Source organism: Chryseobacterium sp. Chry.R1, from assembly GCF_039645525.1.
Classification (GTDB): Bacteria; Bacteroidota; Bacteroidia; order Flavobacteriales; family Weeksellaceae; genus Chryseobacterium; species Chryseobacterium proteolyticum.
Genome location: NZ_CP151793.1, coordinates 3,136,264 through 3,161,576 on the forward strand (window position 1 = coordinate 3,136,264; position 25,313 = coordinate 3,161,576).

23 protein-coding genes are annotated in these 25,313 nt (G+C 38.4%); 6 read left to right on the top strand and 17 right to left on the bottom strand.

The window, feature by feature from the left end:
* Nucleotides 1–2 precede the first annotated feature (2 nt).
* The 4 genes from AAEU33_RS14225 to AAEU33_RS14240 all read right to left on the bottom strand — a co-directional run bounded on the left by AAEU33_RS14225 (nucleotide 3) and on the right by AAEU33_RS14240 (nucleotide 3,418).
* Nucleotides 3–1,241: a GTP-binding protein gene (locus AAEU33_RS14225; RefSeq protein ID WP_345988211.1), complete on the bottom strand. Its 1,239-nt coding sequence runs from the start codon at nucleotides 1,239–1,241 to the stop codon at nucleotides 3–5.
* Between the two features lie 47 nt (nucleotides 1,242–1,288).
* Entirely contained in the window at nucleotides 1,289–2,197 is a 909-nt protein-coding gene (cysD, locus tag AAEU33_RS14230; RefSeq protein WP_172282547.1) for a sulfate adenylyltransferase subunit CysD, read from the bottom strand.
* Nucleotides 2,198–2,208: 11 nt separating this feature from the next.
* Complete coding sequence (locus tag AAEU33_RS14235) at nucleotides 2,209–2,922, bottom strand: phosphoadenylyl-sulfate reductase (RefSeq protein ID WP_345988214.1); 714 nt, start codon at nucleotides 2,920–2,922, stop codon at nucleotides 2,209–2,211.
* Between the two features lie 79 nt (nucleotides 2,923–3,001).
* Nucleotides 3,002–3,418, bottom strand: coding sequence for an Rrf2 family transcriptional regulator (locus tag AAEU33_RS14240; protein ID WP_345988216.1), 417 nt, complete (start codon nucleotides 3,416–3,418; stop codon nucleotides 3,002–3,004).
* 230 nt (nucleotides 3,419–3,648) lie between these two features.
* On the opposite strand from AAEU33_RS14240, the gene AAEU33_RS14245 reads away from it, so the two are divergent.
* Nucleotides 3,649–4,977: a hypothetical protein gene (locus AAEU33_RS14245; protein WP_345988218.1), complete on the top strand. Its 1,329-nt coding sequence runs from the start codon at nucleotides 3,649–3,651 to the stop codon at nucleotides 4,975–4,977.
* Between the two features lie 44 nt (nucleotides 4,978–5,021).
* Here AAEU33_RS14245 and AAEU33_RS14250 read toward each other — a convergent pair whose 3' ends face one another.
* The 7 genes from AAEU33_RS14250 to AAEU33_RS14280 all read right to left on the bottom strand — a co-directional run bounded on the left by AAEU33_RS14250 (nucleotide 5,022) and on the right by AAEU33_RS14280 (nucleotide 12,432).
* A complete protein-coding gene (locus AAEU33_RS14250) occupies nucleotides 5,022–5,516 on the bottom strand; it encodes a GNAT family N-acetyltransferase (RefSeq protein WP_345988220.1) in 495 nt (164 codons plus the stop codon).
* 228 nt (nucleotides 5,517–5,744) lie between these two features.
* Nucleotides 5,745–6,713: a hypothetical protein gene (locus AAEU33_RS14255; RefSeq protein WP_345988222.1), complete on the bottom strand. Its 969-nt coding sequence runs from the start codon at nucleotides 6,711–6,713 to the stop codon at nucleotides 5,745–5,747.
* A 64-nt stretch (nucleotides 6,714–6,777) separates the two neighbouring features.
* The gene (locus AAEU33_RS14260) at nucleotides 6,778–8,043 is read right to left on the bottom strand and encodes an FAD-dependent oxidoreductase (RefSeq protein ID WP_273648101.1); all 1,266 of its coding nucleotides are present in this window, start codon (nucleotides 8,041–8,043) and stop codon (nucleotides 6,778–6,780) included.
* Between the two features lie 8 nt (nucleotides 8,044–8,051).
* Nucleotides 8,052–9,050, bottom strand: a complete 999-nt coding sequence (locus AAEU33_RS14265; protein WP_345988225.1) for a 4-hydroxyproline epimerase — start codon at nucleotides 9,048–9,050, stop codon at nucleotides 8,052–8,054.
* A gap of 3 nt (nucleotides 9,051–9,053) precedes the next feature.
* Complete coding sequence (locus AAEU33_RS14270) at nucleotides 9,054–10,535, bottom strand: aldehyde dehydrogenase (NADP(+)) (RefSeq protein ID WP_345988227.1); 1,482 nt, start codon at nucleotides 10,533–10,535, stop codon at nucleotides 9,054–9,056.
* Nucleotides 10,536–10,551: 16 nt separating this feature from the next.
* Nucleotides 10,552–11,457, bottom strand: coding sequence for a dihydrodipicolinate synthase family protein (locus AAEU33_RS14275; RefSeq protein WP_273648098.1), 906 nt, complete (start codon nucleotides 11,455–11,457; stop codon nucleotides 10,552–10,554).
* A 96-nt stretch (nucleotides 11,458–11,553) separates the two neighbouring features.
* Complete coding sequence (locus AAEU33_RS14280; RefSeq protein ID WP_273648097.1) at nucleotides 11,554–12,432, bottom strand: AraC family transcriptional regulator; 879 nt, start codon at nucleotides 12,430–12,432, stop codon at nucleotides 11,554–11,556.
* A 185-nt stretch (nucleotides 12,433–12,617) separates the two neighbouring features.
* On the opposite strand from AAEU33_RS14280, the gene AAEU33_RS14285 reads away from it, so the two are divergent.
* The 3 genes from AAEU33_RS14285 to AAEU33_RS14295 all read left to right on the top strand — a co-directional run bounded on the left by AAEU33_RS14285 (nucleotide 12,618) and on the right by AAEU33_RS14295 (nucleotide 17,043).
* Entirely contained in the window at nucleotides 12,618–14,012 is a 1,395-nt protein-coding gene (locus AAEU33_RS14285; RefSeq protein WP_345988229.1) for an aminopeptidase P family protein, read from the top strand.
* 11 nt (nucleotides 14,013–14,023) lie between these two features.
* On the top strand, nucleotides 14,024–16,195 hold the full coding sequence (locus AAEU33_RS14290; protein ID WP_172282559.1) for a DPP IV N-terminal domain-containing protein: 2,172 nt from the start codon (nucleotides 14,024–14,026) through the stop codon (nucleotides 16,193–16,195).
* A 242-nt stretch (nucleotides 16,196–16,437) separates the two neighbouring features.
* On the top strand, nucleotides 16,438–17,043 hold the full coding sequence (locus tag AAEU33_RS14295) for a DNA-3-methyladenine glycosylase (RefSeq protein WP_345988232.1): 606 nt from the start codon (nucleotides 16,438–16,440) through the stop codon (nucleotides 17,041–17,043).
* Nucleotides 17,044–17,062: 19 nt separating this feature from the next.
* Here AAEU33_RS14295 and mug read toward each other — a convergent pair whose 3' ends face one another.
* From mug to AAEU33_RS14310, 3 genes are all read right to left on the bottom strand, one after another.
* On the bottom strand, nucleotides 17,063–17,563 hold the full coding sequence (gene mug, locus AAEU33_RS14300) for a G/U mismatch-specific DNA glycosylase (protein WP_345988234.1): 501 nt from the start codon (nucleotides 17,561–17,563) through the stop codon (nucleotides 17,063–17,065).
* 128 nt (nucleotides 17,564–17,691) lie between these two features.
* Nucleotides 17,692–18,528 carry an SDR family NAD(P)-dependent oxidoreductase gene (locus AAEU33_RS14305; RefSeq protein WP_345988236.1) on the bottom strand — a complete coding sequence of 279 codons (837 nt, stop codon included), beginning with the start codon at nucleotides 18,526–18,528 and terminating at the stop codon, nucleotides 17,692–17,694.
* Nucleotides 18,529–18,603: 75 nt separating this feature from the next.
* Nucleotides 18,604–19,509, bottom strand: a complete 906-nt coding sequence (locus AAEU33_RS14310) for an AraC family transcriptional regulator (protein WP_345988238.1) — start codon at nucleotides 19,507–19,509, stop codon at nucleotides 18,604–18,606.
* 394 nt (nucleotides 19,510–19,903) lie between these two features.
* Between AAEU33_RS14310 and AAEU33_RS14315 the strand changes: the two genes are divergently transcribed.
* Both AAEU33_RS14315 and AAEU33_RS14320 read left to right on the top strand, forming a co-directional pair.
* The gene (locus tag AAEU33_RS14315) at nucleotides 19,904–20,221 is read left to right on the top strand and encodes a multidrug efflux SMR transporter (protein ID WP_345988240.1); all 318 of its coding nucleotides are present in this window, start codon (nucleotides 19,904–19,906) and stop codon (nucleotides 20,219–20,221) included.
* Between the two features lie 283 nt (nucleotides 20,222–20,504).
* Complete coding sequence (locus AAEU33_RS14320) at nucleotides 20,505–23,396, top strand: AsmA-like C-terminal region-containing protein (RefSeq protein WP_345988242.1); 2,892 nt, start codon at nucleotides 20,505–20,507, stop codon at nucleotides 23,394–23,396.
* A gap of 73 nt (nucleotides 23,397–23,469) precedes the next feature.
* Here the strand turns inward: AAEU33_RS14320 and AAEU33_RS14325 are convergent, their stop codons facing one another.
* From AAEU33_RS14325 to AAEU33_RS14335, 3 genes are all read right to left on the bottom strand, one after another.
* Nucleotides 23,470–23,895 (bottom strand): hypothetical protein, encoded by a 426-nt coding sequence (locus AAEU33_RS14325; RefSeq protein ID WP_172282569.1) that lies wholly within the window; start codon nucleotides 23,893–23,895, stop codon nucleotides 23,470–23,472.
* 109 nt (nucleotides 23,896–24,004) lie between these two features.
* Nucleotides 24,005–24,790 carry an exodeoxyribonuclease III gene (gene xth, locus AAEU33_RS14330; protein WP_345988244.1) on the bottom strand — a complete coding sequence of 262 codons (786 nt, stop codon included), beginning with the start codon at nucleotides 24,788–24,790 and terminating at the stop codon, nucleotides 24,005–24,007.
* A 33-nt stretch (nucleotides 24,791–24,823) separates the two neighbouring features.
* Nucleotides 24,824–25,285 carry a PA2169 family four-helix-bundle protein gene (locus AAEU33_RS14335; RefSeq protein WP_345988246.1) on the bottom strand — a complete coding sequence of 154 codons (462 nt, stop codon included), beginning with the start codon at nucleotides 25,283–25,285 and terminating at the stop codon, nucleotides 24,824–24,826.
* Nucleotides 25,286–25,313 lie beyond the last annotated feature (28 nt).

The following is a 25,313-nucleotide window of genomic DNA, read 5'->3' on the forward strand; positions in this document are numbered from 1 at the left end:
TTTTATTGAATTATGCATGCCGCCACCGTAGAATTAGATGTTTCATCCACCAAAATTGCAGATCCGGTTCTTTTGTTATTAATAAAACTATCGTAAGCAAGAGGTTGTGCTGTTCTCAGGGTAACCTTAACGATCTCATTCAGCTTTATCTCCCCATCAGCCTGTTCCTGTACCAGCGTATTGACATTGATCTTATAGTCTACTGCTTTTACTACTGTTTTTACAAGTCTGCTATTCTGTTGTAACAGGTATTTATTACCGGGCTGTAATGATTTCTGGTCGAGCCAGCATAAGAGTACTTCCAGATCTTTTTCTATAATGGGAAGCTGTTCTTCGGTCGCAAAAAGATCACCTCTCCCAATATCCAGATCATCAGCAATGTGAATGACGGCAGGTTGTCCTTCAAAGGCTTCTTCAACTTCTTTTCCATTAATTTCAATTGCTGTGATTTCACTTGATGAAGCAGCCGGAAATATTTGAATTTTGTCCCCTTTTTGAAATTTTCCACTTAATATCTGTCCGGCATATCCCCTGTAATCATGTAATTCCTCTGTCTGTGGACGAATTACATACTGTACCTGGAAACGGCTTCCACTATTCAATTCTTCATCAAGGGTTACCTGTTCCAGGTATTCCAGAAGAGCGTTTCCCTTATACCATTCCGTTTTAGAAGATAAGCTTACAATATTATCTCCTTTCAGTGCTGAAATGGGAAAATAGCTTACGTCATGTAAGTCCAGATTATCGGCAATCTTGGAATAATCGGATTTAATGCTTTCAAAAACTTCTTCCGAATAATCGACCATATCCATTTTATTAATGGCTACAACTACTTTTTTCAGCTTGAGTAATGAAGCGATGATAGAATGTCTTCTTGTTTGTTCAATGACTCCTTTACGTGCATCAATAAGGATGACCATCAGATCCGAATTGGAAGCTCCGGTGATCATATTCCTGGTATATTGCACATGGCCGGGAGCATCGGCTATAATAAATTTTCTTTTAGCTGTTGAAAAGTACCTGTAAGCGACGTCAATGGTAATTCCCTGCTCTCTTTCAGAACGTAAACCATCCGTTAAAAGCGCCAGGTCCACTCCATCTTCATTTTTATTTTTAGAATGTTTTTCAAGGACTTCCAACTGATCCTGTAAAATACTTTTGCTATCGTACAACAGTCTTCCGATAAGGGTACTTTTACCGTCATCAACACTTCCTGCTGTTATAAATCTTAAAATATCCATATCTGTTAGTTATAAATGATTAGTTATAAATGATAGATGATAGACGATTAAAAGTAGCCTCCTTTTTTTCTATCTTCCATAGCGGCTTCTGTTACACGGTCGTCGATCCTTGTTTCTCCGCGTTCGGAAATGCGGGTTGCAACAATTTCTTCGATCACTGCATCTATGGTTACAGCATGAGATTCAACCGCTGCGGTACAGGTCATATCGCCTACCGTACGATACCGTATTTTTTTTGTAGTAATAAAATCGTGGCTTTCTAAGGAAGCATGTTCTGAATTGGCAATCCATTGTCCGTTAAAATCTACCACCTCCCTGTCATGCGAAAAGTAAATTGATGGCAATTCAATTTTTTCTCTTCGGATATAATTCCAGACATCAAGTTCGGTCCAGTTGCTGATTGGAAAAATTCTTACATTTTCTCCCTTATGAATTTTTCCATTGAAGATATTCCATAGTTCGGGACGTTGGAGTTTAGGATCCCATTGTCCGAATTCATCCCGCACAGAAAAAATTCTTTCCTTCGCCCTTGCCTTTTCTTCATCTCTGCGGGCACCTCCTATGCAGGCATCAAATTCAAATTCTTCAATGGTATCCAGTAAAGTATAGGTTTGCAGCCAGTTCCTGCTTGGAAATTTACCTTTAGGTTCTGTAAGGCTTTTAGCTTTTATCGTATCTTCTACTTTTCTTACAACAAGGTCCACTTCCAGCTCTTTCACCAGCTGATCCCTGAAATTAAGGACCTCCGGAAAGTTATGTCCGGTATCCACATGAACAAATGTAAAAGGGATCTTCCCATGACGGAATGCTTTTGAAGCAAGATGAGCCAGAACAATACTGTCTTTTCCTCCACTGAACAGCAATGCGGGCCGTTCAAACTGTCCCGCGACCTCCCTTAAGATATAAATAGACTCAGATTCTAACTGGTCGAGATAATTTAAATGATATTTTGACATATTTTTTTTCTTTATTTATGGATATGTAAACCGCATTCTTTTTTACTGGCATCTTCCCACCACCAGCGGCCTGCCCTGAAATCTTCACCTTCTTTTACAGCTCTTGTACAGGGCTCACAGCCAATGCTGACGAATCCTTTTTTATGCAGATGATTATAGGGTAAGTGGTTCGTCTGAACATACTCCAGGACCTGGTCTGAAGTCCAGTGAAGCAATGGATGGAATTTGATGATCCTGTTATCTTCGTCCCATTCCAATTGCGGCATATTTTGTCTGTTGACAGAATGTTCGGATCTCAATCCTGTGATCCATACTTTATAACCCTGTAATGCCTTTTTCAAAGGGTGTACTTTACGGATTGTACAGCATGCCTTCCTCTGCTCCACCGATTGATAAAATGAGTCCGGTCCGTTTTGTGAAACAAACTCTCTTATTTCTTCCGTATCGGGATAATAGGCTTTGATGTTCTTTTTAAAGAAAGCCCTGCTGGCTGTCCATGTTTCATAGGTTTGTTCAAAGAGCCTCCCGGTATCCAACGTGAAAATATCAATATCAAGATTTTTTATCAGGTGAGTGATTATTTGATCTTCGTAGCTGAAGCTTGTTGAAAAAATAACCTCACCCGGAAACCTTTCTGCAAGTAATTGTAGAAACTCAGTATTAACAGCATGGTCAGAGACTTCTTCAAGCAGTTTTTCGAATTCTTTTTTCAGATTATTTTCCATTTGAGATTGAAATTATTCCTGCAAATATATATAATCCTATTAATCCTACCAAATTAGTAGTATTTAAAATTAAAAAAAACTAATTTTTTTTCATAAACGTAGTCAGAGTGGCCTCCATCATGCTTTTTCTTGTTTTTTCCCTTACGATAATAAATTCATTTCTTAGATAACAGGTTTCTTCATCCACACAATCATCACAGGGTTCATAAAAGTTTAAGGAAACACATGGCGCCAATGCAATAGGACCGTCGAAAATCCTGTAAATATCAGCCAGAGAGACTTCGTCAGGAGATTTCAGTAAATAATATCCTCCTGTTTTTCCCTGTTTGCTGTTCACCAGTTTTACCCTCTTCAGCTCTAAAAGAATTTGTTCTAAAAATTTTCTGGGAATATGCTCATCTTGTGCTATAACAGACGTAGGCAGAAAGCCCTGATTGTAATTTCTTGCTAACCTGACCATTGCTTTTAAAGCATATTTGCAACGTTTGGACATCATAATGACTGCAAGTTATAACATTTTCTTTTATTAATGAAATGTTTTTCAGGTGGGAATATATAGCCATTTTGTAAAATTGTTGATTGGCCACCCGTCAGGACAGTAATTATTTATTCTGAAGAGATCTTGAAAAGCTGCATAGAGAACTTTTTTCATAGTACATATTAAGTTTTAAAAGACCCCTACTCGCTTTAAGATTAACCTGTTATCTTTATGATCAAACTATTGATATGAGACAAAGATTAGAGTTCTTAAATATTTTAATGGTACTTATTTTTCTGGTTGGCTGCCAGCAATCCCTTCAAAATAGAGTGTCTTCCAAGAAAGGAACGATAACTAAAAAGATCATATATACTACACCTTTATATCCAAGCTATAATGCTAATTATGTGCCTCCTGTGGGATTGAAACCTTTTGAGCTGAGCCAGGACTATCCTAAAGAATTGGTTTTAGAAAATTATCCCTGGCAAAGTATTGATTTCACCAAAGATCCTCAGCTTTACATGCATACGGTTTTACACTATTGTCTGGAAGGTAATACAGACGTGAATTTCAGAGGTCAGGAAAACCGGATCAGAAAATGGTACCATGCTCCATGGCTTCACGATGATGAAAAATATGCAGGTACTGACTATATAGGAAATGGTCGGGAGTATATCCATGGCCTGACAAGAGAATTTGCAACCCCAAAATACAAACTGCACGATCTTCAGGATGTTGAGCTGGAAAACTGGGCAGTCGGTATGTATAATTCTCCGGGAGGATATACGTTAGGGCAAGTCTGGCCGGGAGCAAAACAAAGTCCTGATCCCGGGAAATCCCATTTTCCAGAAGGAACGGTAAGTTTTAAGCTGCTGTTTACAGATGCCGATACCAAAAAGCTTCCCTTCCTGAACAATACGCTTGAATGGAAAGCAAATATCTATTTGTGCAATCCCAATGCCGAGTGTGCCAACAAAAAAAGGATTGATCGTACTGTTCGGTTACTGCAGATCGATATTGCTGTAAAAGATCATAGAGCATTAAAAACGGGTTGGGTATACGGTACGTTTATGTATGATGGATCAGAGAAAGGAAAAACAGTCTGGGAGAGAATGGTTCCGGTAGGATTAAGCTGGGGGAATGATTCGGGTGTGGTGAAGGATCTTAACCGGGATGGTGCATTTATCAACCGGGAATTAACGGAATCATTTATTAATCCTGCATTGATCGGGTCGAAAGAAAATTATTATGCTGCTTTTCTCAAATATCATGGATTGGGTGGAAGGCTTAATGGTCCGATTGATAATCCTGTCTCATCCTGTATCTCTTGTCACGGAAATGCAGCAGTAAATGATAGAGGCGTTACTTTGCCTCTTGGTGATTTTAAAAGTTCTACAACACGGCAGAATTATTCCCCGGAATCATTCAGGCAATTTTTTAAAGATATCGCGCCGGGTGCAAATGGGATCAGCTACAAAGGAGAAAATTATGTAACCACCGATTATTCATTGCAGATTTCAACAGGGATTAGAAATTACTATGCAAATAAGAAATCTCTGAGTGGGAATGAGAAGTGAGATGTTTTTCCGCAAACCGGGCAGAATTAAACAAACATACTTATTTAATTTTTCTGAAATATAAAATAGGCCAATTCCTCATTTTCCCTTGCCAGGTTTTCCATCCTGTTAAAGCCATTTTTAACAAGAACTTTTTGTGATGCGATATTATCCAGATCAGTTACGGCAACGATATCTTTTGTTTCTCTTAGTGAAAGACAATACTCGACAAGGGCTTTGCATACAAGAGTTGCTACCCCTTTTCCCCAATAATTTTCACCAAGTACGTATCCGATTTCGGTTTGTTCCGGATGATCTGCAAAGATTCTGGCAACCCCCATTCCTATAAAGTCATTATTTTCAGCATTAAAAATTCCCCATCTGCTGAGTGAACCTTCTTTATAATCTGATAAAGCTTTTTCGAACATTTCTATATATTCCTGATGGGTTTTATGAGGCAGAAAACTGGTAACGTTTTTATTTTCGAAAAGAGAAAGAAAAAGAGGTAATTCCTGAGGGGTAAACTCACGTATGATGATGGTATCGTCTTGATAATGCATAAGAATATTTTAACGATTATAAAATTACATAAATAACTGTAAAATGGGTAATGATATTAATCAGAAAGGGCTTAACGCCATTGTTGGTCATTAAGCCTTTTCAACATTCAACTATATACTTATTATTTTTAATAGACCACCCGTCAAATCTTTGATTTGTAACCCTTCAGTAGGAGGGAAATTTTAGGTTGTTTTAAATGGTGGTGTTTTGTTTTAGAAATGTGTCAATTAAAAAGTTTTGAACCAATCTGTTACTGCTTTGAAGTAATAATCTGGGGGTTGGTGACCAGGAAGACTGCCACTGCCTGAGTATTGTCCGGTTTTATAAAGGCTAAGCTTTACGGCTGCTGTGCCCCCACCATACGTTTTTGTAACATCAGTACTGCTTCCAATTGGTGTAGATGTGGGGGTACCGCTTGTTCCGTTTTTCAGTCTCCAGAAATCAGCTTGCTGTATTCCGAAGAGCCCATTAGGGCTGATGTTACCAAAATGATCATCATTAAGCCCAAAGAACACCCACACGGCCGTGTTTCCGTGATAATTGGAATTAGCAACATAATTACCATTGCTATTTTCAAACCAAAATGGTCTATTGGATGCTATGGGAGCAATAGCTGTGAATACTCCATTTAAGAAATAAGCTGTAACATTGGTCATATCACCGCCCCAGGAATGTCCGGTAGCAAAAATACGGTTGTTATCAATGGTATATTCATTTTTGATCAATGCAAGAAGTTCTTTTGTGAATTGAATATCATGCATTCCTCCATATTGTCCGGCATAGCTTCCAAGAGCCCAACCTGTTCCAGTACCCCATATGTATTTCTGATCAGGATAAACAAAAATAGTATTGTCCATTAATTTTTCCAGTCCAGGAGTGTTGGAATTCCAACCTTGTCCCATCCATTCATGCATAAATTCTCCGGTCGAATCTGTTCCTGCAAAAACAAAAACTAAACGGTATTTTTTAGTATCGTCATAATTTTCAGGAATCGAAATGTAGTAACTTCTCTCTCCACCTGCTTCGGGTGAAAAAGTGTATTCTCTCTGTTCGCCGATTAAAGAAACATTCTTAGCCACAGTTGTGGGTTTTGCCTCTGGCCGGTCTGTTATGGTCTCCAATTCTTTGCTTTCACATGAATAGCAAAGCAGGAAATTGAGTAATAATAGCATCATTGTGATAGGTGTTGTTTTCATTATTAATTATTTATGGTGTGATTTTGGTGTTGAATTGTAAAATGTCGAATGTAAAATGTAATTTTTAGCTAAATCTTTCGGGATTGAATTTACTGATATCGGCTGTTGGTTTTTGACCATTGGCGATTTCGGAAACTGTTTTTCCAAAAACGGGTCCAAGACTGAGTCCCATCATTCCACCGCCACCTGCAATAATTAAATTGTCAAGTTTCGAAGATTGTCCTAAATATGGAAGTCCGTCTGGAGCACAGGGTCTGTATCCAAACCAAACATCAGATTCTTTTGGTATTTGTACCTGAAAGTCCGGCATATACTTAGGGATTGATTGTACAATACCTTCTACTCTGTTCATGTTCTTTTTATCACGATGAGGTGCAAGCTCCATGGTACCCCCAAAGCGTATTTGTCCTCCCATTGGCGTTACTGCTACTCTGGCTTCCAGTAATAATGCAGCGTGTTCCAGTTTGTTGGATGGGTTGTCTGGTTGATGCATGAATGAATATCCTTTACCAGGCATTAAATGGATTTTAATTTCTGCTTTTTGTGCCAGTTCCGGAAGAAAAGACCCTCCCGTCATTACATAATGATCTGCAGTGAATTTTTTGCCATTTGCAATAATGCCTTTAATTGTTCTTCCTTGTATTTCAAATCCCGTTACCTCATGTTGAGTATAGAAAACAACCCCATTGTTTTTAAGATATGAGATCATCTGACTCATCAGTTTTATAGGATTCATGTGACCATCACATTTATAATTAATTCCACCAATGACATCCAGCTTAGCATGCGGCTCTAAGCTTTGAATTTCTTTCTGATCAAGAATCTCAACAGGCAGTTCTAATTTGATAGCAGTATGAGCAAGTTCAATTTCTTCTTCAGCGACTTTTTCTGTTTTATAAAGCATAAGGATTCCATTCTGAGTAAGCTCAAAATTAAATTCTTCTTTTTTAGCGAGCTCATTATAAAGCTGGCTGCTTGCTAAATTAAGATCCCGGATAGCCGATGCAGAACGATCTACATGCTTCTGATTGGAATGTTTTAAAAATTTCAACCCCCAGGATAGTAGTTGTGAGCTTAGTGAAGGTCTTACATAAAACGGACTCTTACTGTCAAACATCCATCGGATACCTTGTGTCACTACTCCTGGTGCAGCTAAAGGTGTAAAATGACTCGGAACAATCATTCCTGCATTGCCATAAGAGCAATTGTTGGACAGATCATTCTGTTCCAGAATTTCTACCTGCCAGCCTTTTTGTAAGAGGTAGTATGCAGAGCTTAATCCTACGATTCCTGCACCAATAACCAGTGCTTTTCCTTTATTTTGTGTCATTTGTCTGTTTACATAACCTGAAATCCTAACCAGTATGGATCTTCGTCGTCAATAATAATATGATTATACCCTGTAATTCTCGCCCAGCCTTCAACTGAAGGGATAATGGCTGGTTTTCCGGCAACGGTTGCGGTTCCTTCAATTCGGCCTATAAATTGGGATCCGATATAACTTTCGTGAATGAATTCCTCGCCTTCTTTTAGTTTTCCTTTAGCATACCATTGCGCCATTCTTGCAGAAGTTCCCGTACCACAAGGAGAACGATCCAGAGCATTTTCACCTACTAAAACTGCGTTACGTCCATTTGCTTTAGGATCTGTAGGCTTACCTGTCCACTGAATGTGGCTTAATCCTGTAATGTTTTCATCTTCAGGATGAATGAAACTATATCTTTCATTCAAAAGCTTTCTGATCATTTTTCCATAATGGATTAACTGGCTGGCTGTAAAACCCGAGATATCTTTGAAATTTTCCTGAGGATCGATAATTCCATAAAAGTTACCACCATAGGCTACATCTACTCTTATAGACCCCAAACCCGAACAATCTACTTCCAGATCTTCGGCGTACAGAAAAGATTTTACATTCGTTAGTTTTACAGATTTTACTTTCTTTCCTTCCTCAACATAATCAATAAGAATAAGGCCAGCGGGAGTTTCGAGTCGTAATTTCCCGGGAACCTTTGGAACAACCAAGCCTTCTTCTATAGCGATGGTGACTGTTCCTATGGTTCCATGCCCACACATGGGAAGGCATCCACTGGTTTCAATATATAAAACACCGACATCATTAGCTTCATCAATAGGTGGATAAAGGATACTGCCACTCATCATATCGTGCCCCCTTGGCTCAAACATCAATCCTTTTCGGATCCAGTCATATTCTTTCATAAAATGAAGCCGACGTTCCATCATCGAATTCCCTTCCAGCATTGGTCCACCACCAGCCACAAGGCGTACAGGGCATCCACAAGTATGGGAATCGATACAAAAAAATGTTCTGTTCATCTGTTATAATTTTATTGGTCCTGAATGAATTTTTCCATCAACAATTCTGTTAATTTGTAGTGAATTTTCATTCTTTAATTCTTCCGGCAGAAATTCATCCGGCCAGTTCTGAAAAGAGATCGGACGGACAAATCGTTTCACGGCATCCGGTCCTACTGATGTAAAACGGGTATCTGTGGTAGATGGAAATGGTCCTCCGTGCTGCATGGCATAAACAACTTCAACACCTGTTGGCATTCCGTTGAATAATAATCTTCCGCATTTATCTTTTAAAAGATTAATCACATCAGAATTTTCACGTACATCTTCAACTGTAGCTGCTACGGTTATGGTTAACTGTCCTTTTAACTGTTGAGCAATTTGAATAATTTCTTCATGACTCTCACATTCGACAACGATACCAAAAGGCCCGAAAACTTCTTCACTTAAAAGATGATTTTTAATGAAGTTTCTGCCGCTGGTTTGTATCACACTTGCACGTCCTTGCCATTCCTGGGCTTCCGTATGAGATTCGGCAATAAGGTGAACCTCTGGTTGTGTTGAAGCTGTCCTTTTATGTTTTTCAAAATTTTCAAAGATTCCTTTATGAAGCATGTTGGCAGGAGTAATCCCTTGAATTTCTTTTTTTAGTGCATTGACAAATCTATTCAGTCCCTCTCCTTTCAACGCTATAAATACACCAGGATTGGTACAGAATTGACCTGCACCTAATGTTAAAGAAGCAGCATATTCCTTTGCTAATTCTTCTGCTCTGTTTTGGGATACGCTCTGAAAGGCAAATACAGGATTGATGCTTCCCATTTCTGCAAATACAGGAATAGGTTCCTCGCGCTGATTGGCGAGGTCAAATAAAGCTTTCCCACCAGCAAATGAACCGGTAAAAGCAACAGCCTTAATATCTTTATGTTGAGTTAAATAAGCTCCAACATCATTGGATATTCCTGTAATATCGCTGAATATACCTTCAGGCCATTCTTGTTCCTTTATCACTTCTGTTATAGCCTCTGCCATGATCTGCGAAGTTTTGGGGTGTGCAGGATGTACTTTTACAATAACAGGATTTCCTGCACCTATTGCACTGGCAGTATCTCCTCCCGCAGTAGAAAATGCAAATGGAAAGTTACTGGCTCCGAAAACCACTACAGGACCCAATCCTATATTGTATTTTCTCAGATCTCCTTTTTGTTTATCCGGTTGAGGAAGATCAATTCTTGGTTCGGTGTAGATCCCTGTTGCTACTGCTTTAGCATAACCTCTCCATTGTCCTATTGTTCTTGCTTTTTCACCTGCAAGTCTGGTCATAGGTAATGAAGTCTCAGCATGTGCTGTCTCCAGAAGTTCATCTCCCAGGGATTCAATTTTATCTGCTATAGCGTTCATTAACGCCGCACGTTCCTTTATCGTTGAATTCTTCAGGAACTGATAAGCCTCAGTTGCCTTCTGAATTTTCCTATCAATAGTTTCTTTTGATGTTTCTTCAATCATAACTGTATCTATGACATTAATCTAATGAGGGACGATTCGCTATTCCATCTGCAATAATTGTATTGATTTTTTCAGCTTCTTCGCCTTGAAGTTCTAATCTTGGAGCTCTTACATAAGGATTGCTTATCCCTTCTGCGGTTGCTGCAAGTTTGATGTATTGAATAAGTTTAGGATGAATATCCAATTCCAGTAAAGGCATGAACCATCTGTAGATCGTAACTGCTTTATCATAGTTTCCAGCTTTAGCATGGTTATACATTGCCATTGTTTCATTAGGGAATGCATCGACCAAACCCGCAACAAGACCGTCAGCACCAAGTATCAGAGTTTCAAGGCAAATGGTATCTACACCACCAAGAATTTTAATTCTTTTGCCAAAACGGTTGATCATTCTGGTAACATTGGCCAGATCTCTTGTAGATTCTTTAACGGCCTGGATTGTAGGATAAGCAATAAGCTCTTCAAACATATCAAGAGTTACATAAATTCCGTAATCAACAGGATTATTATAAATAAGAATAGGAAGATCAGTCGCAGTTGCTACGGCTTTAAAATATTCTACGACTTCACGGCTGTCCGCTTTATATCTCATAGGAGGAAGTAACATCAATCCATCTGCATCTAGTTCTTTAGCTTTCTTTGCAAAGTTGATTGCATTTTTTGTAGTATTCTCAGAAAGATTCAAAATGACAGGGATTCTTCCAGCTGTAATCTTCTTTGCATATTTTAATAGTTCAAATTTTTCCTCTGTTTCCAAAGCGCTTGCCTCTCCTAATGTTCCAGCCAATATGATTCCATGGACACCCGCTTCAATCTGAGCTTCTGTATTTTTAGCAAACATTTCAAAATCTATATTCCCCTCTTTTGTGAATGGAGTCAACACTGCCGGATAAATACCTTCCCAGTTAAGTTTTGTATTCATAATCAAATTATATTTTTCTCCAAAACTACCGGAATTTTAAATCGATGAATGTTAATATTTTAATGAATTGTAACCATATTTTAACATGGTGTCTTTTTAATCCAAAATGGTATCTTTGTACCGCTTAAGATATTCTTTGGGAGAATGCTTCATAATTGATTTAAAAACCCGGTTAAAATTAGTCAGGCTCGTAAAACCACTGTTAAAAGCTACTGACGAGATATTGTACATGGTGGAAGAGATCAGCAGTTTGCATGCGCGTTGTACCCGTAATTCATTAAGGAATTCAATATAAGTAATTCCGGTCCTCTTTTTAAAAGAGCGGCAAAAAGCCTGTGGAGTCATACATGCTTCCTTCGCAATACGATCAAGAGTCAGCTTATTCTGGGCAAAATTTTTTCTGATATAGTTTTGGGCATCTATGATGCGTTGATCATAATTAGAAATCTCAACAGGCATATTTTTTTCTGCTGATAATGGAATGTGTAGATTTCTGTTTTGCATCAAATGAGTGAGGATCTTTATAAAGCTTAGAATTTGATCTATACCCTTCGATTTTTTCAATTCGTTGATGCTGACGCTTATCTCGGCTTTTACCTCAGAAGCGATCTGGAAGCCCACTTCAGAGTGATCCATAAAATGTTTCAACTCTTCAAATTCGGGTAGGTTAAAGATGGGAGATAATTTTTTATGGGGATCAAAGAAGATGGATACGGCATGAACTTTTTGTTTTTCTCCTTTATTAAAATCACCTTTGAAAACATGTGACTGATTGGCTCCGATATAGAAAATATCACCGGCTTCAAAAGCGAAAAGGTTTTGTTCTATGGCTAATGTTCCATGTCCTTCAATGATCCACATGATCTGGACTTCGGTATGCCGATGAAAATGGGGGTAGAAGTTAGGCATAATATCCTCTTGAATACGGATGCTTTTGCTGGTATCAGCAGGAACTGAAAACTGAAGACTTTTCATACAGGATCAGAATTTTGTAATGAAAGAATATGGTGTTAAAATATGGTCGAATTTAAGCAAAATATAAACACTGTATATCATTTTAAAATCCAAACTTTACCTGCTATTTATTTTTCGTGAACAAATCCTTTAGAAATATAACAAAATCGTAACTTTAAACCTTACCAAAAAATTGTATTTATCATATGTTTTCAGCACAGACTTATCAGGATAGACGAACTGCATTACAAGGCAGTATAAAGAACGGGATTCTTTTGTTTTTAGGGAATATAGAGAACCCTGTCAATTTTGAACATAATCCTTATTATTTCCGCCAGGATAGTACTTTTCTGTATTATTTTGGAATTCAGGAACCTCGCATTGCCGCTATCATTGACATCGATGAAAATAAAACGATTATTTTCGGCGACGAGTTGAGCATCGATGATATCGTATGGATGGGAAGACAGGAAACACTGAAAGAGAAAAGCCAGAAATCAGGAGTATCAGAAACTTTACCCTACAGGGAACTTTCCCAATACATTCTGAAGGCAAAAACAGCTAACAGGAAGGTGCATTATCTTCCACCATATCAATCTTTCAATAAAATTTTGCTAAGTGATCTTTTGGGAATTAAAGTAGCAGAATTACAGCCCTCTGTGGAGATGATCAAATCGATCGTAAAACAACGTTCGGTAAAGGAACCTCAAGAGATCCTTCAGATAGAACAGGCTGTAAATGTATCCAATGATATGCATCTGCTGGCAATGCGTATGGCAAGACCCGGAGTTAAAGAATATGAAATTGCCAATGCAATTCAGCACCTGGCAGGAGATAAAGAATGCCAGATGTCCTATCCGCCAATCGTAACGATAAACGGAGGCATCCTGCACAATCACTACCGCCTTAATACTTTGAAAGAAGGAGATCTTTTCCTGAATGACTCGGGAGCTGAAACAGCAATGGGATATGCCGGGGATCTCACCAGAACATTTCCTGTGAGTACAACTTTCAGTACCCAGCAAAAGGAAATCTATGAGGTGGTTCTGAATGCTTTTGAAAATGCCCAGCGTCTTTTAAAACCAGGCGTAAAATTCAGGGATATTCATTTACAAGCGTCCCGGCATCTGGTAGATGGACTTGTCGATTTAGGATTAATGAAGGGAAATCCGGAAGAAGCAGTAAAAAATCATGCCCATACCCTATTTTTTCAGTGTGGATTAGGACATATGATGGGGCTTGATGTTCATGATATGGAAGACCTTGGGGAACAATATGTAGGATATACCGAAGATGAACCAAAGGATACAAAAACATTTGGGCTAAAATCTTTACGTTTAGGTAAATCTTTAGAAACCGGGTTCGTGGTAACAGTTGAACCGGGTATTTATATGATTCCTGAATTGATCGATATATGGCAGGCTGAAGATAAAAATGCAGAATTTATTAATTACGATAAAGTTAATGAATACCGGAATTTTGGAGGCGTACGTATCGAAGATGATTTCGTGATTACGAATGAGGGATACAAACTTCTGGGGAACGGATTGATTAAAACTGTGGAAGAAATTGAGAATTACAGAAAAGAACATATATCTTAATTAATTATTATATGAGAAGCATAAAAAAACTGATTAACATTGCACTGTGTTTCCTGTGTCTGTCGCCTCTTGCGGCGCAAAAAACACAATGGACGCCTGATGGCAATGCTTATTATTCATTTACCAAAAACGGAATTGAAACCGTAAATTTATTAAATCCCGGAAAGAACCAGACATTTTTAAGTTCGAGCGAATTAATTCCACCAGGAAGTTCAGAAGCTCTGGATGTACAAAGTTTCGAGGTGTCTCCGGATGAAAAAAGCCTTTTGCTTTTTGCCAATACCCGGAAGGTATGGCGGGACAATACCCGTGGTGATTACTGGATTTTTGATAAAGCCAGTAAAAAGCTGACACAGCTTGGAAAAGGATTACCCGGTGAATCCCTGATGTTTGCCAAATTCTCACCGGACGGGAAAAAGGTAGCTTATGTATCTAAGCATAACATATACATCGAAGATCTTTCCAACAACAAGTACAGTAAAATTACGAATGACGGAACAGACAGGATCATCAACGGAACTTTTGACTGGGCCTATGAAGAAGAATTCGGGACTCAGGATGGATTCAGATGGTCTCCGGATGGAAGTAAAATTGCTTATTGGAAACTGGATGCGCGTGGAACCAAGAACTTCCTGATGATCAATAATACCGATAGCTTATATTCTTTTACGATTCCCGTAGAATATCCTAAAGTTGGAGAAAATCCCTCTGGTTGTAGCATCTGGTTATATGATTTGGCTTCAAAGTCCTCAAAAAAAGCAAATATTGCAGGGGATGAAATGCAAAACTATATTCCGAGAATGGAATGGGTGTTGGATTCCAAATCTATTATTTTACAGCAGTTGAACAGAAAACAAAACCAGAGTAAGGTAATTGTGGCCGATGCCAATTCAGGAAACAGTAAAACCATTTATACCGAAACGGATCCTGCGTGGATCGATATCAAATCCCGTTGGAACGACAATGATCCGAGCGGATGGGACTGGATCAACAATGGTAAAGAATTTTTATGGTTATCTGAGAAAGACGGATGGAGACACATTTATAAAATAGACCTGAACGGAAAAGAAACACTGATTACAAAAGATGATTTTGATGTGATAAAACCGGAATTTTTTGATGTTCCTAACAAACTGATTTACTTTTTAGCTTCACCAAAGAATGCCACTCAGGAATATTTGTACAAAGTGAGCATGAACGGTGGGAAATCCGAAAGGGTTACGCCTGAGTCTTATCCTGGAACTAACAAATACAGCATTTCATCCAATGGAAAACTGGCGATATTTAGTAACAGCAGTGTTAATGCCCGTTCCAATGGTTCCATTATATCGCTTCCTGATCATAAAGAACTGGTAGCTGCAAAAAATTCCACCAAAGCAGACCCTTCGAGATCTAAGGCAGAATTTTTCCAGATTACAACACAGGATGGAATTACCCTGGACGGATGGGTGGTAAAACCTAAAAACTTTGATCCGAATAAAAAATATCCGATCGTCTTTACAGTATATGGAGAACCTGGAGCCCAAACCGTAACCGATAGCTTCTATACGGGCTGGAACGGCTTATATATCGGAGATATGGCTCAGGATGGCTATTTATATGTTTCACTTGAAAATCGTGGGACTCCGGCTCCAAGAGGTCGTGAGTGGAGAAAATCTGTTTACCGTAAAATAGGACAGCTGAACATCCGTGATCAGGCAATGGGAGCTAAAGCTTTATTTGCAAAATGGCCTTATATTGATACTTCCAGAGTTGCCGTATGGGGCTGGAGCGGTGGCGGTTCTTCTACACTGAATCTTTTGGGACAATATCCGGACATTTATCAGACAGGGATAGCGATTGCTCCGGTGGCTAATCAATTGTTCTATGATAATATCTACCAGGAAAGATATATGGGACTTCCACAGGAAAACAGAGAAGATTTTGTAAACGGATCTCCTCTTGCTTATGCTAAAAATCTGAAAGGGAACCTTCTGCTGGTTCACGGAACAGGAGATGATAATGTGCATTATCAGAATACAGAGGTCTATGTGAATGAGCTGATCAAGTACAACAAGCAGTTCCAGCTGATGTCCTACCCTAACAGGACACACTCAATCAGTGAAGGAGAAGGAACTTCGCTTCACCTGGCTACATTGTTTACCCAATATTTAAAAGAACATTGTCCTCCCGGACCTAGATAAAAAGAATCCCACAGTAATGTGGGATTTTTTATTTCTTTTTATAGCAGATGTAACCTAAGAGCTATTTTCTTTTAAAAACCAATGTGCAGATTCCACGGCTAACCTTGTTATTATGCACTAATTTTATTTTAGTGAATAGGTAAGGATCTTAAAAGTTCAAATCTACTAAGAATCTACAGACGATTAGCAGATTGCTGTTTATATCGTTAATTTTGTTGTATTAAATTTTAAAACCCATTGTTTTGAAACTACCACTCTCCTATTATCAGAACCAGGACGTTATATTTCTCGCTCAAAATCTTTTGGGAAAAGTGCTTTTCACACAGATCGGTGATCAGGTGACGGCGGGTATTATTGTTGAAACTGAAGCTTATTTCGGTGCTCTTGACAAGGCTTCCCATGCCTATGGAGGACGGCGTACGGACAGAACAGAAACACTGTATCATGAAGGAGGTGTTTCGTATGTATATCTGTGCTATGGAATTCACCATCTCTTCAATATTGTAAGCTCGGTACGGGATGAGCCGCACGCGGTATTAGTAAGGGCAGTCGAACCATTGGTAGGAAAAGAAATTATGGAACAAAGAAGAAATATGCCTTTTACAAAAGCAGCAATCTCTTCCGGACCAGGTTCAGCAGCCAAAGCTCTGGGAATTGACCGCACATTCAACAAAAAAGATTTGACGGGGGAAGAAATCTGGATCGAAGATCATGGTATTCGTTATTCGCCTGATGATATCGTAGCATCTCCACGTGTAGGAGTTGCTTATGCCCAGGAAGATGCCCTTCTGCCCTGGAGGTTTTTTGTGAAAGGCAATCAATATGTAAGCAAGCCAAATAAAATATAAAGATTTATATTAGTACTTTTTACTTTTGAATTTCCTGATACAATTCTGAATAAGAGTGAACAAGATCTTCAAAGGTAAATCCACGGTTCAGGCCACTTGGATTTGGTAATATCCAGACTTTAGCTCCGCAGAAATCCTCGGATTGTTTTCCCCATGAGATTTGTTTTTTTCCAGAAAAGGCCTGATAAGCTGCCTTCCCCAAGAAAGCTACATATTTGGGGTGGAAAGTTGTGATTTTAGATTTAAAAATTTCAAGAGACTGGTCGAATTCCTCCTTTGAAAGCTCATCTGCCCGCGATGTGGGTCTTGCTACAGCCGTAGTGAGACCATATCCAAAATCCAGAATCGTGGTATCATGTACTGCTTCAATTTGGTAGGGAGTAAAACTGGAGTGATGAAGAACCTTCCAAAAACGATTGCTTCTGCCTGAAAAATGGTGGCCATCGTCCGCAGATTTTAAGCCCGGATTGATTCCACAGAAGATAATATTGAGATCTTTTGCTATAATATCGGTCAGCATTGTAAGAACTGGATGTTATTGTTTGATGATCGCAATTTAGAAATTTTTAATGGTCCCGTCCTGTTTTATATAAAACAACCTCCATAAAAAGCTTGCTGGTTTATGGAGGGTCTTGATAACTTAGTTTTTTATCCGGGAAAATCTGTAGAAAAAGAAATATCTTTCCATCTGCTCATTTCCTGGGAAAGCTGTTCTATTTTACTTTGAGCTCTGTTGAAAGAATCGCTGCCCAAAAATAAATTGACAGCTGGTGCAGGGTTATTAACTACTTCTAAAAATACATCTGCTATTTTATCCGGATCTCCCGGCTGGTTTCCGTTCAAAGTATTCATTCTTTCATGAGCCTCCCGAAGGTAATCATAATCCTTTATGCTGTTTTTATTATAAGCTATGGAATCTGTATTGGCAAAGTTTGTCCGGAACCATCCGGGAAGTACATTCGTTACATGGATGCCAAGAGGTTTAAGGTCATTCGAAAGCGCTTCAGAAAGTCCGCTAACTGCAAATTTTGCAGCACTATACATCGACCAGCCTGTTCCGGGAGCAAAGCCGGCTATAGATGAAATATTAATAATATGCCCTGATCTCTGACCTCTTAAATACGGTAAAGCCTGCTGAATAACTTTAACGACAGCAAAAAAGTTAACTTCAAAATTGTCATTAATTTCCTCTGACGTAAGTTCTTCCAACGCACCGCCAAGTCCGTACCCGGCATTATTGACCACAACATCCAGTCTCCCAAACTTTTCATAGGTTGTCTTCAGGGATTGAGCAATAGAACTCTCTTTTTTAAGGTCAACTTCCAGTGGAAGAAATTTTTCTCCATACTGAAAAAGTGGTTCTAATGAGCTTACAGACCTGGATGTAGCGGCAACGCAATGGCCTTTAATTAATAATTGTTGAGCTACTGCAACCCCCATCCCTTTTGAAGCTCCGGTGATATACCAGATTTTTGTACCTGTCATGATTTCTTTTTTTTACAAAGGTAGATCCCGTTACCCGGCCTTACTTTGTGATATTAAAACCATTTTTTGTCAGATTCAAACCTGTCTGAAGGCAGATGGATTCATACCCGTTTGTTTTTTTAAAAAATTATTAAAGTGAGCCTGGTCTTCAAACCCCAGAACATAGCTTATTTCTGCGATATTCCATTGAGTATGTTTTAGCAGGGATTTAGCCTCTGCAGTGAGCTTAGCAAAAATGTGTTCCGTAGTTGTAAGGCCTGTTACAGTTTTTATAGCTCTGTTGAGTGAGTTGACATGGATTGAAAGCCTTTCGGCAATTGTACGCGGAGATCTTAACTCGAACCGGTCTGTTTTGGATTCTATCGGGAACTCTCTGTCGAGCAGTTCGTGGAATAGAGCCGTAATGCGCGAATTTGAATCGGAATGTAAAGAAATATCTTCACTGGGACGGAATTGCATGGCAAGATAGATCACTTCACTGATATAGCTTTTGATCAGTTCATGTTTGTAGATGTATTCTGTATTATTTGCTTTATAGATTTTTTCGAAGATCATACGTATTTCTTCAGACTCTTCGGAATTGAGTTTAAATACCGGATGGTCTGCCCCTGAAAATAAAGGCAGTTCCCTGAGGTTGATCCGCTGGGTATCCTGAAAAAACTCTTCTTTAAAGACACAAAACCATCCGCTGCTTCCGGGTTTCAAAGGATCGTAAGTATAAGGCATTTTAGGATCAAAGAATAATAAGGTATCTCCTTCAACTGGTATGCTTTTGTCACTGTAATGGAATACATTATTCCCTTTAAAAAGCATGATCTTGTAAAAGTTTCTCCGGATATAGCTTGGTGAACTTGTTCCGTTAATCATATTTTCTTCAATACTAAAAATATTGAATAGACCACTGTCCTTTCCTGGACTCTTGGAAAGATGCGTAAGCTTATGTTTGTAAAATTCCTCAAGTGATTCCGTTGATTTTCCCATGGTAATGCTAAGAATGAAAATATCTACCTAAAGATAAGCTATTCTCTCTAAATCTGCTATTGTGTAAAAAGGAAGATCTACAGTAAAATGTATATGTGACGTTTCATCCGTTGAAAACTACACTTCGCCTGCACATTATGTCAGATCACTTTATTTAATCTGTTGAAAACTAGTATTTACTATTACTTTTACAAAGTAAAAATGCTGTACACTTCATTACTCAAAGTTTTCAGTTTTTATGATTGGCAAACATGGTTAAGAATCAATAAAAATCTGTACAGTCTATCCTTTCATGCCGGAAAGGTTCATTCTAATTTAATCATGTTTGGTAGGATTGGTATATTTCCAATCCTACTTTTTGAGAACAGTATAACAGATGAAAAAATAATAAATTATGAACTGGATTGCATTAATTATTGCAGGGATTTTTGAAATCGGATGGCCTTTGGGAATCAAAATGTCGCAACAGCCTGATAGCAATAAATTCGGGTGGATCTTTCTATCTGTCATTTGTATGACGATCAGCGGTGCTATGCTGTGGTATGCACAGAAAACCATTCCTATTGGAACAGCCTATGCGGTATGGACAGGAATTGGTGCGGTAGGCACTTTATTGGTAGGGGTTATATTCTTTCAGGATTCGGCTAATATCTTCAGATTGTTGTCTGCATTGCTGATCGTAGTTGGAATTGTAGGACTTAAATTGTTTTAGAGTTAAAACTCTCTCGAATTTATAGATTTAAAAGTACCTCTTAGAGGTACTTTTTTGTTAAAATTATTGTAAACTTTCATAGATCATATAAATTATAATTTGATTGCAATCTATTGTTGTAATTATTTGTTTATTAATGTATTGTTGTTTTTATAGTGAAGTATTGGTTTACATATTTGAAACAATGCTTTAATGATGAATGGCTTGATTTTAGATGGTTGTTAATTATTATTTACTCATAAGAGGAAAATAATATCGAAATCAAAATTATAATAGCAATTTTATGGAAAAGTTTATAAAAATAATTTTGAAAGTTTTGAAATGGCTGGGAATTTCTATAGCATCCATTCTTTTTCTGATGTTCATCATCCCTATATTGTTTCCGGGAACTATCTCCCAGCAGGTAAAAATATTTGCCAATAAACATCTTGCGGGTAAACTGGATTATAAAAAGACCCACCTCTCCTTTTTCAGGCATTTCCCATCGCTAACGGTTTCTGTGGATCAGCTTATCCTGAAAGGTTCAAAGCCATTTCAGGAAGATACTCTACTTGCCGCTAGAGAAGTGGCCGTGGGAATCAATCTTAAAAACCTGATCTTTGACCGTGAGGTGAAGATTGATGAAATATATGTAACGGATGCCAACGCGAATGTTTTCGTCAACAGTAAAGGAGAAGCCAACTATAATGTTTATGTTTCCAAGCCCTCACAAACACCTAAGGATAGTACAGAAGAAGGAGCATCTATAAAGCTGGACCTTATCAAATTCAGAAACTGGAATATCAAATACAATGATCATTCTGCCAGAGTGCTGGTAGATGCCAAAGGCTTGAATTACACAGGTAAAGGTGGATTCAGCAAAGATATTTTTGATCTGCAAACCGATCTGGAGATCAATAAAGTAGACTTTGCCCTCAACAGAATCTATTACGCCAAACAAAAAAGTTTGCGTGCAGATCTCATTACGCGGATCAATACGAATGCATTAACTTTTGTATTAAGGAAAAACGAATTAAGGATCAATGATCTGCCCTTAAAATTTACAGGTTCTCTTAGTATTTTGAAGGACGGATATAATCTCGACATCAATGCTGCATCTGAAAAGACAACGATCCGCGATATGATCTCGGTACTGCCGCCGCAATATCTGGACTGGGCAAAAGACACTAAAATTGAAGGAAACAGCGATCTGTTTTTCAGCCTGAAAGGAAGATTCAGTGAACCCAAAAAGCTGAAACCAAGGTTAAATGCCAGACTGCTGGTAAAAGATGGATTTGTCTCCAATGGAAAAGCTCCTGTTCCTATGAACAACCTGAATATGGATCTTATGGTAGATCTTCCTTCATTAGATACGGAACAAATGAATCTGAATCTCAGGAATCTGAGTTTTGATCTGGGTAAAAATAATAATTTCCGTGCGGTTGTAAGAACGAAAGGACTTAATGAAATGATGGTGAATGCCGATGTAAAAGGCGCTGTTGATCTTCAGACTCTTGATCAGGCATTAGGTTTGAAAAATATTGATGTTCGTGGGCTTATGGATACGAATATCAAGGCAAACGGGATTTTCAGCCTGGATAAAAAATTATTCCCAAAGACGGAGGGTTATCTTCATTTAAAAGACGGTTGGCTGAAGACGAAATATTACCCCAACCCTATTCAGAATATCAACCTGATCGCCAACATTAATAATACAGACGGAACGTTTAAAAGCCTTGGAGTGAAATTGGATCCTTTTAGTTTTGATTTTGAAGGGAATCCTGTCTATGTTAATGCTGATCTGCATGATTTTGAAGATCTGCTTTATAAAGTTAAAGCAAAAGGTGTTTTGAATGTGGGCAGAATCTATAAAGTTTTTGCAAAAGAAGGATTTGATGTAAGCGGACTGATTATGGCGGATCTTTCCCTGAACGGACGTCAGAGCTATGCAACTACCGGCCAATACAGTAAGCTGGATAACAAAGGAACTTTGATTCTTAAAAATATAAAGGCTACTACATCATATCTTCCCAAATCATTTTATATCAAAGAAGGAAATTTTCAGTTTGAAAATGAGAAAATGTGGTTCAGAAAGTTTTTGGCCACTTATGGAAAATCGGATTTTGCATTAAACGGATATCTGCTCAATACCATCAACTATTTTATTGAAAGAAAGGGGACCCTTCACGGAAAGTTTGGGTTAAACTCCAATTATATTCTTATTGACGAGTTCATGGCACTTAAGGATGGAGATAATGCAGATAAATCGATTGAAGTGGAATATGCAAAAGTTGAAAATCCTAAAAGCAGCGGTGTGGTAATTATTCCGAAAAACCTTGATGTCTCTTTGGAAGCCCATGTTAAAAAAGTCGAATTTAAGGGACTTGATCTCAATCATCTTCAAGGTCTGGCTTCTGTAAATACGGGTCAGGTGTATCTTAAAAATACTTCTTTTGATATTATTGGAAGCCGCATGAATATTGATGCACGTTATCAGGACGAATCTCCATTAACGGCTAATTATGACATTGCGCTTAAGGTACTGGATTTTGATGTACAAAGGGCTTATAAAGAAATTGATATGGTCCGGGAAATGGTTACTGCTGCTAAGAATGTAAAAGGGATTGTGTCTCTTGATTATAAACTGAAAGGAGATTTTGATAAAAATATGAGGCCTATTTATCCGTCCCTTGAAGGGGGTGGTATCGTAAACCTTCGGGATGTAGAGGTAAAAAATCTTAAGATGCTTTCGGTAATTGGTGATAATGTTGGTGCAAACGCTTTTAATAATCCGGATATGAAAGGAGTTAATATCGAAACCGTGATCAAAAATAACCTGATCCACGTTGATAAATTCACCTTTAAAGTATCTGTCCTAAGACCTTCTATCAGTGGAACAACAAGTTTCAACGGTTTACTGGATCTGCGGGTAAGAATAGGTCTTCCTCCGGGAGGATGGATCGGCTTTCCGGTAGTTGTAACGGGGACCCATGACAAACCTAAAATAAAAATCTTCAGTAAAACCGGACAAGGAATCGTTGATGCTTTGTATAATACGAAATCGAATAAAGTAATACGCCAGGAAAGGCGTGCTGAAAAAAAATCCAGAGTGCAGCAGCGTAAAGAGAAAGAAGCACAGGAAAAAAAAGCTGAAAATGCTGAGAAGCAGATTAAAAAAGATCTTAAAGAAAAATAAATAAAATCAGAGCCCGTTATAAACAAATAGCGGGCTCTGGTCATCAACAGCCTGACCGGCAGGCTTTATTTTTTTAAATACTGTAAATGATTTTCTTACCTTTCCTGAGTGTATAACTATCCTTTTCTTTATTCAGGTTATACGTTCCTTTTTTACTTTTATACACCGATGTGTTTAAGTATTCAAGGGTTCTGTTGAGAATGATACTTCCCTTGGATTCAGGAAGGAACAATTCCGCCTTTTTCTTGTCCTTACTCAAGATAACTACAGCATTGGAAACGTAGGATTTCTGAGGATTAGCTTCTCTCAGCTGTATCTTTTCTTCAAAAAGTTTTACGCAATCATCTTTTAGAACGGAATAGGTATAACCGGCTGAACCGATGCACCCGTGTTGGTCTTTATCTCCCCCTGCTACTTTTGGAGTTGTTTTCTGAGCCCATCCTGTAGTGGTAAACGTCGCAGTGATCATTACTGCCAGTAATAATTTTGTATTTTTCATGTGTTTGTATTTTATAAAACGTTCTATAATATTACGAAAAATCTTTTAACTAAAATTAAAAGATTTATTATTAATATGCCTGGAATAAAAGATAACAGGAAAGATAGGGTTATTGTTTCCCTTCTTTTTCTAATTCTATCCACACCGGGGCATGATCACTGCTCTTTTCCCAGCCACGAACATGCCGGTCAACACCGCCCGATTTTAACCTGGATGATAGATAAGGGCTCAACAGAACGTGATCAAGCCTAATTCCGGCATCGCGGTCATATGCTTTGTAGAGGTAATCCCAGAACGTATAGATCTTTTCTTCAGGAAACAAGGTTCTGATAGAATCAAGCCAACCTTTTTTAAGCATTTTCTCAAAAGCTTTTCTTACTTCGATCCGATATAATGCATCATTTTCCCATCGTTCGGGTTTATGTACATCAAATGGCGTTGGAATAATATTAAAATCACCAATAACAACGGCGGGCAGGTCCATTTTTATAAGCTCATCTGTTCTTTTTTTCAAACGATGGATCCATGCCAGTTTATATTCGAATTTTGGTCCCGGATAAGGATTGCCATTGGGGAGATACAAACAACAAATAACAATCTGATCAATGATTGCTTCAATATAGCGGCTTTGAATATCTTCCGGATCCCCTGGCAAAGCCCTCTGAACCTCTGTGATTTCATATCCTTTTGAAAGTATGGCTACTCCATTCCAGCTTTTCTGGCCATGCCAGATGGCATTATATCCTGCATCATTTATTTCTTTTAGGGGAAAACGTTCCTGTGGCGCCTTCAGTTCCTGGAGGCATACCACGTCCGGTTGTGCTTCTTGTAACCAGCGAAGCAGAACAGGCAGCCGCCCATTTACTCCGTTTACATTATACGTAGCTATTTTCATGGTCCTTATGAGTTGTTGAATAGTATTTATAAGTTAATCCTTTTTTTTATAATCCTCAATTTTTTTAAACTGGGCGTAGGACTGTTTTATGTTGTGCAGTTGTTCTTTTACGGTCTCCAGGCTCTTATCATAAAGGTGTCCGCTATCGATAGCTTGTTGATAGGCTTCTATTGCCGCTTTTTCTCCAAAAGCAACATTTTCCAGGGTAGATTCTACCTTATCCCCTATGAGAAAAGAGTTTTTAATGTCAATCCATGTTCTGTGAAGTGATCCTGCAACAGAAGGTGAATCTTCGGGAGTTCCTCCTTTTTCGGTAATCAGATTGATCAGTTCATTTTTCATGATTTTTGATTGGGTGATCATCTTATCGTAATCATCTTTGATGTCCGGATAAGACTCCCATACCTTTCCTTCTACTTTTTCAAATCCGGCAATCCGGTCGTTGCTGATGTGCAGCAGATCGTTAAGGACTGCTACGGTTTCTTGATTTTCCATATTTACTTTTTTTTGTGGTGTATTCAAT